Source organism: Mycobacterium sp. P7213 (genome assembly GCF_900604305.1).
Taxonomy (GTDB): Bacteria; Actinomycetota; Actinomycetes; order Mycobacteriales; family Mycobacteriaceae; genus Mycobacterium.
The window spans coordinates 1-10,750 of sequence record NZ_UWOA01000083.1 but is presented as its reverse complement, the minus strand read 5'-3'; the positions used below and the strand labels follow the sequence as shown (position 1 = coordinate 10,750).

18 protein-coding genes are annotated in these 10,750 nt (G+C 66.8%); 9 read left to right on the top strand and 9 right to left on the bottom strand.

Annotated features, from left to right (window positions below; all coding sequences use genetic code 11):
- Positions 1-488: Rv1157c family protein (locus EJK91_RS20780; RefSeq protein WP_444850842.1), on the top strand; the 488-nt coding region annotated here is incomplete at its 5' end.
- A gap of 52 nt (positions 489-540) precedes the next feature.
- Positions 541-1,362: a DUF4349 domain-containing protein gene (locus EJK91_RS20775; RefSeq protein WP_125079855.1), complete on the top strand. Its 822-nt coding sequence runs from the start codon at positions 541-543 to the stop codon at positions 1,360-1,362.
- Here the strand turns inward: EJK91_RS20775 and EJK91_RS20770 are convergent.
- Together EJK91_RS20770 and EJK91_RS20765 are read right to left on the bottom strand one after the other, a co-directional pair.
- Positions 1,356-1,502, bottom strand: a complete 147-nt coding sequence (locus EJK91_RS20770; protein ID WP_081654466.1) for a DUF1059 domain-containing protein — start codon at positions 1,500-1,502, stop codon at positions 1,356-1,358. The two genes, EJK91_RS20775 and EJK91_RS20770, sit on opposite strands and share 7 nt — an antisense overlap.
- The gene (locus tag EJK91_RS20765) at positions 1,499-2,101 is read right to left on the bottom strand and encodes an HhH-GPD-type base excision DNA repair protein (protein ID WP_241178771.1); all 603 of its coding nucleotides are present in this window, start codon (positions 2,099-2,101) and stop codon (positions 1,499-1,501) included. Before EJK91_RS20765 ends, EJK91_RS20770 begins: the two co-directional genes overlap by 4 nt.
- Before the next feature lie 737 nt (positions 2,102-2,838).
- Between EJK91_RS20765 and EJK91_RS23215 the strand changes: the two genes are divergently transcribed.
- Both EJK91_RS23215 and EJK91_RS20760 read left to right on the top strand, forming a co-directional pair.
- Positions 2,839-3,126: a DUF7199 family protein gene (locus tag EJK91_RS23215; protein WP_444850841.1), complete on the top strand. Its 288-nt coding sequence runs from the start codon at positions 2,839-2,841 to the stop codon at positions 3,124-3,126.
- A 196-nt stretch (positions 3,127-3,322) separates the two neighbouring features.
- On the top strand, positions 3,323-3,619 hold the full coding sequence (locus EJK91_RS20760; RefSeq protein ID WP_024441164.1) for a hypothetical protein: 297 nt from the start codon (positions 3,323-3,325) through the stop codon (positions 3,617-3,619).
- A gap of 9 nt (positions 3,620-3,628) precedes the next feature.
- On the opposite strand, the gene EJK91_RS20755 is transcribed toward EJK91_RS20760, so the two are convergent.
- On the bottom strand, positions 3,629-3,802 hold the full coding sequence (locus EJK91_RS20755; RefSeq protein ID WP_125079853.1) for a DUF5302 domain-containing protein: 174 nt from the start codon (positions 3,800-3,802) through the stop codon (positions 3,629-3,631).
- 44 nt (positions 3,803-3,846) lie between these two features.
- Complete coding sequence (locus EJK91_RS20750) at positions 3,847-4,290, bottom strand: PPOX class F420-dependent oxidoreductase (protein WP_024441163.1); 444 nt, start codon at positions 4,288-4,290, stop codon at positions 3,847-3,849.
- Positions 4,291-4,353: 63 nt separating this feature from the next.
- On the opposite strand from EJK91_RS20750, the gene EJK91_RS20745 reads away from it, so the two are divergent.
- Together EJK91_RS20745 and EJK91_RS20740 are read left to right on the top strand one after the other, a co-directional pair.
- Entirely contained in the window at positions 4,354-4,869 is a 516-nt protein-coding gene (locus tag EJK91_RS20745; protein ID WP_024441162.1) for a DUF1697 domain-containing protein, read from the top strand.
- 25 nt (positions 4,870-4,894) lie between these two features.
- A complete protein-coding gene (locus EJK91_RS20740; RefSeq protein ID WP_125079852.1) occupies positions 4,895-5,716 on the top strand; it encodes a class I SAM-dependent methyltransferase in 822 nt (273 codons plus the stop codon).
- Here EJK91_RS20740 and EJK91_RS20735 read toward each other — a convergent pair.
- Positions 5,713-6,084: a GntR family transcriptional regulator gene (locus tag EJK91_RS20735; protein WP_125079851.1), complete on the bottom strand. Its 372-nt coding sequence runs from the start codon at positions 6,082-6,084 to the stop codon at positions 5,713-5,715. The genes EJK91_RS20740 and EJK91_RS20735 overlap by 4 nt on opposite strands.
- A gap of 28 nt (positions 6,085-6,112) precedes the next feature.
- On the opposite strand from EJK91_RS20735, the gene EJK91_RS20730 reads away from it, so the two are divergent.
- Positions 6,113-6,826, top strand: a complete 714-nt coding sequence (locus tag EJK91_RS20730; RefSeq protein ID WP_125079850.1) for an SIR2 family NAD-dependent protein deacylase — start codon at positions 6,113-6,115, stop codon at positions 6,824-6,826.
- Between the two features lie 6 nt (positions 6,827-6,832).
- Here EJK91_RS20730 and EJK91_RS20725 read toward each other — a convergent pair whose 3' ends face one another.
- A complete protein-coding gene (locus EJK91_RS20725) occupies positions 6,833-7,471 on the bottom strand; it encodes a methyltransferase domain-containing protein (protein WP_125079849.1) in 639 nt (212 codons plus the stop codon).
- A gap of 145 nt (positions 7,472-7,616) precedes the next feature.
- Between EJK91_RS20725 and EJK91_RS23060 the strand changes: the two genes are divergently transcribed.
- A complete protein-coding gene (locus tag EJK91_RS23060; RefSeq protein WP_255341877.1) occupies positions 7,617-7,742 on the top strand; it encodes a hypothetical protein in 126 nt (41 codons plus the stop codon).
- Between the two features lie 285 nt (positions 7,743-8,027).
- Here EJK91_RS23060 and EJK91_RS20720 read toward each other — a convergent pair whose 3' ends face one another.
- Genes EJK91_RS20720 through EJK91_RS20710 form a run of 3 tightly spaced genes read right to left on the bottom strand, consistent with a single transcriptional unit; the run spans position 8,028 to position 10,500 of the window.
- Positions 8,028-9,044 (bottom strand): VOC family protein, encoded by a 1,017-nt coding sequence (locus tag EJK91_RS20720; protein ID WP_125079848.1) that lies wholly within the window; start codon positions 9,042-9,044, stop codon positions 8,028-8,030.
- Entirely contained in the window at positions 9,041-9,895 is an 855-nt protein-coding gene (locus tag EJK91_RS20715) for an alpha/beta fold hydrolase (protein WP_125079847.1), read from the bottom strand. The genes EJK91_RS20720 and EJK91_RS20715 overlap by 4 nt, the downstream gene beginning before the upstream one ends.
- Positions 9,892-10,500 carry an FAD-dependent monooxygenase gene (locus tag EJK91_RS20710; protein WP_206430456.1) on the bottom strand — a complete coding sequence of 203 codons (609 nt, stop codon included), beginning with the start codon at positions 10,498-10,500 and terminating at the stop codon, positions 9,892-9,894. The genes EJK91_RS20715 and EJK91_RS20710 overlap by 4 nt, the downstream gene beginning before the upstream one ends.
- 81 nt (positions 10,501-10,581) lie before the next feature.
- Between EJK91_RS20710 and EJK91_RS20705 the strand changes: the two genes are divergently transcribed.
- On the top strand, positions 10,582-10,750 hold a 169-nt coding region (locus EJK91_RS20705), incomplete at its 3' end, for a transposase (protein WP_164518052.1).

The following is a 10,750-nucleotide window of genomic DNA, read 5'->3' as shown; positions in this document are numbered from 1 at the left end:
CCCCCGAAGCCGCCTTCATCGCCCCGGCACCCGACGCGGCCACGGCTGCCACGGCGGCCACTCCCGGATTCGGCCCCGACGCCCCGCCGACCCAGGACTTCATGTACCCCTCCATCGGCCAGAACTGCCAGGCCGACGGCGGCAACGTCATCGCCACTGCGCTGTCGGTGGCCGGCCCGGCCACGATTCCGACCCCCGGCCCCAAGCCCGGCCAGACCGCCTACGTGTTCACCGCCATGGGAACCCCCGGCCCGGCCGAGACGCAGAAGCTGCCGCTGAACGTCACGTGGGTGAACCTGACCACCGGCAAGTCCGGGAGCGCCACCTTGCAGCCGCGCACCGACATCAACCCCGAGGGGCCGACGACGCTGACGGCGATCGTCGACACCGGTTCGGGCAGCATCATGTCGACGATCTTCGGTCAGGTCAGCACCAAGGACCACCAGTGCAACTTCCTGCCCACCATCGGCTCCACCGTGGTGCCCTGACCAGCTGATTCTGCGCGTCGACCCCGGTCCGAGCGGCGATAAGGTTGTGGCCATGACCGTCCCCCGCACGTCGGCGACGTGGACGTTGTTGATCGGCTTGGCTGCCATGTTGGTCCTGGCGATGAGCGGTTGCGCCGGGGGCCGGAACTCGGCGGAACGGTCGCCGTCGGATGCCGCGGTGTCCGCGCCGGCGCCGATGAGCCCGCCGAATCAAACCGTGCAACGGGATGTCGTGACCACCGGCAGCCTCAACATCGCGGTGACCGACGTCGGCGGGTCGGTGGACCGGCTCATCGATCTGGCCACCGGGCTCGGCGGCCGCGTCGATGACCGCACCGAAAGCACGGCCCCGGGTCGTTCCCACACCGCCGAGCTGACCCTGCGCATACCGTCAGCAAAGGTCGATGAGTTCCTCGACGGCGCAAAGCAACTCGGGGATGTCTTGTCGATCGCGTTGCGGCACGACGACGTCACCGGGCAGCGCGTCGACCTCGATGCGCGGGTCGCTGCCTTGCAGGCGTCGGTGGACCGGTTGACCTCGCTGATGAAGTCCGCCTCCACCACGGCCGATCTGCTGCAGGCCGAGAAGGAGCTGACGTCACGGCAGGCCGACCTCGACAGCCTGCGGGCGCAGCGCACCCAACTCGGCGACCAGATCAGCTACGCGACACTCACCGTTTCGCTGGCCTCCGAGTTCGAGTCGACCGCACCCGGATTCGTCGCGTCGGTTCGCCACGGCTGGCATGCCCTGCTGTCGTTCACCCACGGCCTGGTCTCGGTCGCAGGCTTCCTACTGCCCTGGCTGCCGGTGATCGTGCTGATCGCGGCCGTCGTGATGGTCCTGCGCCGCAGGACCCGACGTCGGCGTCAGTAGGCCATGAACAAGATGGCGTCCCGGTCATAGTTCATGCCGGGATGCGCATCCGCAAGGTGCTTCTGGGTCAGGTCGACCAGATCGTCTTCGTCTTTGCCGACGATCGCCTCGCCACACGGACAGTTCAGGTGAGTTTTCATGTCGTCGCCTTTCCCTTACTGACTTGGGCCTGTTTCGCAGCCAATTTCTGGGCCTTCTTGGTGGACCGCACCTGCTGCAACGACGACGCGTCCACGACGTCTGCGATCGACAGGTGTGTCCCAGGCTCACCGTATGCCCCGGCAGCCTCCCGCCACCCCGACGGGGTCACGCCGTACTGCTTGCCGAGCAGGGCCAGAAAGATCCGGGCCTTCTGCTCCCCGTAGCCGGGCAGTGCCTTGAGGCGTTTCAACACCTCGGCGCCGTCGGGCTCACCGGCGGTCCACAATGCGGTCGTGTCGCCGCCGTACTGATCGACCACTGCTTTGGCGAGCGCTTGAACCCGGCCCGCCATCGAACCCGGAAACCGGTGCACCGCAGGCTTTTCAGCGAACACTGCGGCGAACTCTTCAGGGTCGCGCGCGGCGATGTCGTGCGGGTCCAGTCCGCCCATCCGTTGCGCGAGCTTCTGCGGGCCGGCGACCGCGACCTCCATCGGAATCTGCTGATCGAGCAGCATTCCGACCAGCAGCGCGAACGGGTCTCCCGAGAGCAGCTCGTCAGCCTCGGGGTCTTGAGTGAGGCAGAGTTTCGGAGTCACCAACCACCTCTCGACAAGGAGCGGACGGTCCAACGTCCGCGTTACTCCACTGAGAGAGATGGTAGCCATCCTCGAATGCGTGACACTGCCGTCCCGCTTTTTCGGACCGGTCCCGCACCCCCAGGACCGCAACCACGGAGATAGGCGCATTCGACCTGAAGCCCCCTTGGGGGAGCGCACAGTTGGTCATGGCCGGTCTGCACTCACTCGGGGTCTTCGTCATCCCAGATGCTCTGGTTCGGCCTCAAACCACCGGGTGCATACGGGCCGGTGTTGAGCGAAGCGCAGGTCCCGAACGGGCCGACCCAGCTACCGCTTTCCGGGCAGTAGGTCCGGCTCCCGAAATCGTCAGAGCACAACCGGGCATCGAAGCAATACGGCTCAATCGGATCTGCGCCAGCGACCGCAGCCGGCGTAATGGCGACAGCGGCCATGACCGTCAGAATCAACCCGGTAAGCAAACGCTTCATGACCGTCTACGCCCATCCGTCGAAGTAGCCACGCTCTGCCCCGCGGCCCAGCAGGTACCGCAACCCTGCACCAAGATAGAGCTGCCGTCGATTTTCCTCGGATGCGGCTAACCATCCCGCTTGGTCTGGCCGGCCTCCTCGATCATCCACCCCAAAGCTCGACTCGGCCTGGATGCTAGCTGATCGCGTTTGGCGACCCGAGCCCTGCCGCGCCTGGGCAACCTCCGACGCTTGTCGGACCCACGGTTCACAATCGCGGGCACACCCATGAGCCCGAAAGAGGCCCACCAGATGCTCAGAGCTATTGCCGCCCTAGCGCTTACCACCGCAGGGCTGACACTCCTGCCGGCACCGCACGCTGAAGCCGTACCCTGCCTGCACCGAGGCAGACAGCACGTCACCCAGCACGCCAACGGAAACACCGACGCCGACTCGCGACGGAACGTCCTACTCGGTGAGCGTCCGACGTGCAGCACCGACGGGGGCTCCAAGGACACCGACGACACCTGGACGCGTCGACAAGATGACATCGACCGAGAACGTCACCGCTGGTGAAGACCGTCCGCAGCGATAAGAACTCCCCCGGCGCCCGCGAACTGACCTGTAGCCGGCGGCCCGCCCTCACCTGTAGAGGCCTGGTCGACCCGTGGGGTCCACCCCAGCCGACCAAAACCTTCCGGTGGTCTGTGTCAGTGGCGTGTGCAACGGTAGAGGCCATATCCAGCGAACGCACCCCTGCAGGAGAAGGACCATGAGACGTGTAGCGGCAGCACTGTTCACCGCGGTGGTTTCCGCCGTAGCCCTGGCCGCCACGGCCGGGGCGATACCGGAGCAGGGCACCCCGGAGTTCGACACGTACATGCAAGGCCTGGAGCGCAACGGGTTCAACCTCAACCCCGACACCGCCTGGCGCGTAGCGCATCAGGCGTGCGAGGGCGGACTTCCCGGGTTCATCGGGTGGGAACTCATGGCACAAGGAGTCGTCGGGCCCGGAGCGGACCAGCGGCTGATGGACGTGGCCCGCAAATACGCCTGCCCGGTGCAGTAACTGCCCGAACTAGCCGCTCTTGCGGCGGAACTCCCGGCGGCTCTCCACCGGTCCGTGCGACCGCGACTGCTTGGCGCCGCCGTCCTTATGGTCGGAGCCGCCCGCCGCCTTCGCCTTCTTACGCTCCAGCGCCTCCCGGAACTTGCGCTTGTTCTCGTCTGCGGCGGAATCTGATTCGGGCATACCCGGGAGCCTAGCTCAGCGCCGGGCATACCGGTGGGAGATGTTCAGCGCACTCCCGGCGGCATGCCGTAGAGGTGCTGGATCGGCAGTGTCACCAGCACGCGGCGGTCGGTCACCATAGCCTGGCGGTACTCGTCCCAGTCCGGATGCTCCCCGGCGATATTGCGGTACAACGCAATCAGTGCCTCGACGGTGTCGTCATCGGGCGCAGCGGCCGGCGGCGTCAGCTGGGCATCTCCCTCGGCGACGGCATAAGACCAGCCGTCGTCGGAATCGACCAGCAGCGACGCTCTGGGGTCACGGCGCAGGTTGCGGGTTTTGGCCCGCGGTTCGGTGACCGACACCTGCACCACCAGCGACCGCGGGTCGAAGTAGTACTTCACGTTCGACAGTTGGGGGCGTCCGTCTTTCTTGAGGGTGGCCAAGACGCCGAGCGAGTTCCCGCTGATCAACGCAAGCAACTTGTCGTCGAATACCTGGCGTCCCATGATCGAAGCCTACCGACGTGTCCGCTTATTGCCAGCGTTGTTCCACCGATTGGAGGCCGTCTCATGACCCGGTATGCCCTGTTTCTGCGCGGCGTGAATGTCGGCGGGGTCAACCTCAAGATGGCCGAGGTCGCTGCCGCGCTGACCGCTGCCGGATTCTCCGAGGTCCGCACCCTGCTGGCCAGCGGCAACGTGCTGCTGGACTCGCCCGCCGATGCCGCGGCGGTGCGCGCGACCGCCGAGGCAGCGTTGCGGAAGCGCTTCGGCTATGAGGCCTGGGTGCTGGTCTACGACGTAAACACCGTGCGCGACATCGTGGCGGCGTATCCCTTCGAACCTGAGGTCGCAGGCGTGCACTCCTATGTCACGTTCGTCGCCGACGACGCGGCGCTGACCGAATTGGCGAAACTGGCAGCAGATGCCGACGACAAGATCGCCCCCGGTGGCGGGGTGATGTACTGGCAGATCCCCAAGGGCGACACCCTGACCAGCGCTGTGGGCAAGACGATGAGCAACAAGCGGTACAAATCCGCCACCACCACCCGCAACCTGCGCACGCTGAACAAAATGCTGCGCTGAGCCGCACACCGGTAAGGTCGCAGGCGTGAGCCAGGCACACAAAGTCACCCTGACCGGGGTCTCCGAAACCGCGTTGCTGACCTTGAACGCTCGGGCTAGAGAGGCCCGCCGTCCCGACGGGATCATCGAAGACCCGATGGCGATCAGCCTGGCCGAGTCGATCGACTTCGACTTCGCGAAATTCGGGCCGACGCGCCAGGACATCGCGCTGCGCGCCTTGGCCTTCGATGAGCAGACCCGCCAATTTCTGCGCCAGCACCCGTCGGGCACCGTGGTGGCCCTGGCCGAGGGTTTGCAGACCAGCTTCTGGCGGGTGAGCGCGAGCGTGCCCGACGCCGCGTTCCGCTGGCTCACCGTCGATCTCCCGCCGATCATCGACATCCGCGCCCGGCTGCTGCCGGCGTCGCCGCAGATCTCGGTGTGCGCCCAATCCGCGTTGGACTACAGCTGGATGGACCAGGTCGATCCGGACAAAGGCGTGTTCATCAGCGCCGAGGGCCTGCTGATGTACCTGCAGCCTGAGCAGTCGCTCGGGCTGATCGCCGAGTGCGCCCGCCGCTTCCCGGGCGGGCGGCTGCTCTTCGATGTGCCGCCGCCGTTGCTGGCGATGCTGATTCGCCGCGGGGTATGGACGTCGCTGCGGTACAAGGCGCCACCGATGCCGTTCAACCTCTCGGTGAGCCAAGCGGCCGATCTGGTAAACACCATGCCCGGTATCCGGGCCGTGCGCGATCTGCCGTTGCCGGCCGGGCGCGGGTGGCTGTTCAACACCTTGCTCTCGAGCGCCTATCGGCTGCGCTTCCTGGATCCGGTCCGTCCGTCACTGTCCCTGCTGGAATTCGGCTAAGCACCGCTGTCGAAGGCCGCGTCGAGGTAGCGCAGCGCGTCGGCCTTGGCCAAACCGACCGCGTGGGCCGCGGCCGCGAAAGCGCCCGCCGCCTGCGTCATAGCTGCATCGGCCGGGTCACTACTTGCCACGAAGGTGCCGAACCGGCCCCGAGTTTCGACGACGCCGCCGGCCTCCAGCTCGCGGTAGGCGCGCGCGACGGTGTTGACCGCCAGACCCAGTTGACTCGCCAATTGGCGCACCGTCGGCAGCCGGGTTCCCGCCGGCAGTGCCCCGGCCCGGACCGCCTCGATCAGTGCGCCCCGGATCTGCTCGAACAGCGGCACGTCGGCATGCACGTCGTTTTTCAGCAGGTCGGAAAAGTCCATTCGGCCAGTATCCCGCTATCTTGGTGGCGTGCGGGTGGTGGTGTTCAGTGGCGCAGGGATCTCAGCGGAGAGCGGGATACCTACCTTCCGTGACGACGAGAAGGGCCTCTGGTCGCAATACGACCCTTACGAGGTCTCCAGCATCGACGGCTGGAATCGACAGCCAGAGCTGGTCTGGGGCTGGTATTCATGGCGCTGCCAGCTGGCCCGCCGCTATGAGCCGAACCTGGGCCACACCGCGATCGCGGACTGGGAACAGCACGCCGACGTCCAGGTCATCACCCAGAACGTCGACAATCTGCACGAGCGCGGCGGCAGCTCCACAGTCCATCATCTGCACGGCCGGATGTTCACCTTCCGATGCTCGGACTGCGAACAACCGCACGACACGCAGCTGCCGGAGCTGGCTGAGCCCGTGCTCGAAATCATGCCGCCGCAGTGCGAGTGTGGCGGGCTGATCCGCCCGGACGTGGTGTGGTTCGGCGAACAGCTGCCCGAGGAGCCGTGGAACGCAGCAGTCGGGGCCATCGACGCCGCTGATGCGCTGATCGTGGTCGGCACGTCCGGTGTGGTCTATCCGGCGGCCAGCCTGCCCGAACGAGCACTAGAGCTGGGCAAGACCGTCATTCAGGTGAATCCTGAGCCGACGCCACTGTCGGAGCGGGCCACGGTTTTTCTGCAGACCACCGCGTCGGCAGCCCTGCCGGGGATGGCGCAGCGGTTGCCGTTCCTGCTGAGCTGACTCGGTTCAGGCCGGGCGGCTGGCCGAGCCCAGCGCGAACTCCGACACCGGTACCGGGGCCCATGCCGGGAATTGATGCCCACGCCGCGACCTACCGACGACGAAGCCCGCGGCGGCGATCGTCTGCTCGGTCTCGCGGTGGGTGTGGCAGTTGCCGAACAATCGGGGCCAGAAGGTGGCGTCGGCGAACCGTTGCAGCCCGCCACGCACCCCGGCGCTGGCGACATGCTCGAAGTAGCGCAGCTGGCCGCCCGGCTTGAGCAGTGCGAACAACTGGCGCAGCACCTCATCGGGACGGTCGACCGAGCACAAGACCAGCGAGCACACGATCGCGTCGAACCGCTCCCCGGAGTCCAGGGCCTCGACGGTGCTCGCCAGCACGGTGATCGGCACCGGCGCCGCCGCCGCGGCAGACACGGCGGCATCCCGCAGCCGTGACTCCGGTTCGGGGGCCACCACCTCGGTCACGGTGTCGGGGTAGAAGCCGAAGTTGCTCCCAGTGCCGGCTCCCACCTCCAGCACACGCCCGGACAGACCTTCCAGGTTCTCCCGGCGGCGGTCCCGCAACCAGTCGGTCTCGCGGCTGGACATGAAGGTCCAGATCCGGGCGAACAGCGGGTTGTCCAGGGTGTCCGATGCGCTCATGGCAGCCACCCTAGCCGGGCGCAGCGGAGGCGCACACAGCTCCTGCAGCGCCGGCCGCACCAAACGCTACCGGCCAGTAATATTGCCACCATTTCCCGAAACGTGACTCAATGATTCCTTAATAGCGGCCCATAGGCTCAGGGTCATGTGGATCGACGACTCAAGTGCCGACGTCATCAAGGTCGACTTCGAGGCCCTGTACCACGGCGATTTCCTCGTCGAGGGCGACACCTCGGAGCAGGTCGAAGGCTTGCATTCGCTGGCCAGCTGATTGATCGGCGCCGCGACAGCGGCGCCTTTCAATATGGTGCGGTTACGCGCAGGTCGCCGCCTTGCGGACGACGTTTCAGCGTTGGCTGACCCTGCGCGCCAGGGACCGCACAAGCGTGACGACCCGCTGAGTGCCGCAACCTCTGAAATCAGCGGTTCGCGAATCTGACCGGCACCGACGCCGAACCGAGGAAAAAGCCCCACAGCATTTGTCTTCAGACCAGCAGCGAACGATCYCCCCAGCGGCGCTCGCCGCGAACCGCCAGTCCGAGCCGAAGGTGACAGATCAGTTGTCGGGGATACCTGCCCCCGAGAGGCCGGCGACCATGTCTTCGCGGTGGAGCAGCGACGCCACCCCCGCCCCGAATTGCCTGAGCTTGTTGATGACGGTCTGGCCTTCGGGCGTGTGGCCCCAGATGCTGATGCCCTGATAGGTGGTGGGCGCCCAGGTGGTTTCGTCGACGATCAGGGGGTTCCAGCCGACCTCCCATTCGAAGCCCGACGGCGTCATCGCGTAGTAGGACAGTTCACGGTCGTTGGTGTGCTGGCCCACGCCCAGCGCCATGTCGAAACCCAGCTGTTTGACCCGCTGATAGGACGCGGCCATGTCGTCCAACTCCGCGACCTGGATGTTGACGTGCTGCACGCGGGTGCGAATCGGGTTGATCGGCAGGCGGTTGGCGGCGGCAATCGCCACCGAATGGTGGCGTTGGTTGACCCGCAGGAATCGGATCTTGACCTTGACACCGCTGATCGTCTCGTCGATGAAATCGGAGAGCCGGGCGTCGAACACCGTGGCGTAGTAGCCGCGCATCTGCTGAGGCCTCTTGGTGGTGATGGCGACGTGGCCGATACCGCCCTCGCCGGTGACAAATCCGCCGCGCACCGCGGCCTCCAACGGCACGTCGGCGATACCCGGCCGGGTGAAGATCTCCTGGACGAGGCCGTTGGGGCCGGGGAATCGCGCCAGGCGCTCCACCCCGCGCAGCGCGGCCTCCTCCGCGGTTCCCTCGACCATCGGCACGCCGTGCAACGCCACCCGGGCGGCGACCTCATCGAAACTGCTGTGGTCGTCCAGTTGCCAGCCGAGCGCCGTCACGTCCTCGGCCGGGCCGCGCCGCAGCAGGAATCGGCACGCGTTGTCGTCGAGCCGAAACCGCATCACATCGGGCAGGGCGTCGTCGACGTGCATGCCTATGGCGTCGCGGCCGAATCGTCGCCAATCGGCGAACCGTGCCGTCTCGATGGCGACGTAGCCCAGACGGACGTTGCCGAATATCGAGGGCGCCGCGGTGGTGGTCATGAGGCGAGAAATTCGGTGACGATGCGGTTGAACAGTTCGGCACGTTCCCACTGCATCCAGTGCCCGGTGCGGGCGGTCATCACCAGATCGGCGTTGGGCATCAGGTTCACCAGCAGCGGACCTCCGGCGGGCCGGTTGACCTTGTCGTCCCGGCCCCACAGCACCAGCGTCGGCGTGGGCAAATCCTTCAGCCGCTTATCGCGAGTCAGATCCATCCGCCACAGCGTGCGCAGCGCCGTCGGTCCCGAGGGGCGACGAAGCGGCGGGTTGGCCACCACCTCCGGATCGATGGAGGCGGCGTAGCGCAGTTCGATCAGGTCGTCGGGAACCGAGCCGCCGTCGTAGACCAAGTAGGTACGGATGAAGGCCTCCAGCTTGGCGCGGCTGGGACCGTCGCCGCTGTAATAGGCCAGCAGACTGCGCAGTCCCGGAGTGGGAAGGCCGCGGGTGGTCCCGATGCCGCCCGGGCCCATCAAGACGAGCTTGCCCACCCGTGCCGGATTGTCCAGGGCCAGCCGCAGCGCGCATGACCCGCCGTAGGAGTTGCCGACCAGGTGCGCGGCGTCGATGTCGAGCTCGTCGAGCAGCCCGAGAATAGTCGCAGCGAGAGAACCGAACGGGTCGGCCTGGTCGACGTGCTTTGCCGAACGGCCGTAACCGGGCATGTCGGGCACGATGACGCGGAAGTTGCGCGCCAGTGCGTCGATGTTGCGCGAATAGTTCGACACCCCGGTGGCGCCCGGCCCGCCGCCGTGCAGGAGCACAACCGCTGGGCCGCTGCCGGCCTCGGTGAGGAATATCGGTCGGCCGGCGACGGAGACGGTACGTTCGGTCAGCTCGATGGCGGTCATGCGGTTACCTCATTTCGCGCTGCGACGGTGTAGCCGTCCGGGGGTGCGGGCAGCGGCTTCCTGGATCCGGCTGCGGCATAGATGAATCCGTCCGGGCGAAGAACCACCGTGGCTGCCTTTCGGCTCCGCAGCCACCGGACGAGTCCGGGGTCTGAGATCCGGTGTGCGCGGACCCCCAGTTCCGTCCACGCGTCCGCGCCCGGTGGCAGCTCGCCGGTGTGCAGGATGGCCCAGCCGCCGCCCAGCAGATCGTCGAGGCGAGTGCTGCCGCCGTCGCTGTCGGTGATCCATGGTTGCGGGACCTGCCATCCGACGGCGCGATGGCGACTCGTGGAGAAGAAGCCGTCGGCATAGCGGGCTTCGGGCACCCACATCAACCGTTGTGAAGCAGCCCGTGCGGCGGGTACCCACGTCACCATGCGCATGACGTGGTTGCGCACGGTGGCAATCGCCCGGTTGCGTTCGGTGATGATTCGCCCGACCATCCGGGCGCGCCGGGTGGTTTCGGTGACGTGCGGCTTGCGCTCTACTTGGTAGGAGTCCAGCAGCTCTTCCGGCGCCAGCCCGTTGAGTACCGCCGCGAGCTTCCAGCACAGGTTGGCCACGTTGAGGTGAGCCCCTCGTAGTGGTCCAGTCGTTGTGGGACTCTGATGCCCGATCTTCGGGCAGGAAGAATCGACGACGACATGGCAGCCAAGAAGCGCCGGCGGCACACGCCGGATCAGATCATCCGCAAGCTCGCCGAGGGCAACAAGCTCCTCGGCGCCGGCCAGGAGCTCTCCGAGGTGTGCCGGCACCTGGAGATCACCGAGTCGACCTGGCATCGCTGGGTCGCCCAGTACGGCGGCATGAAGG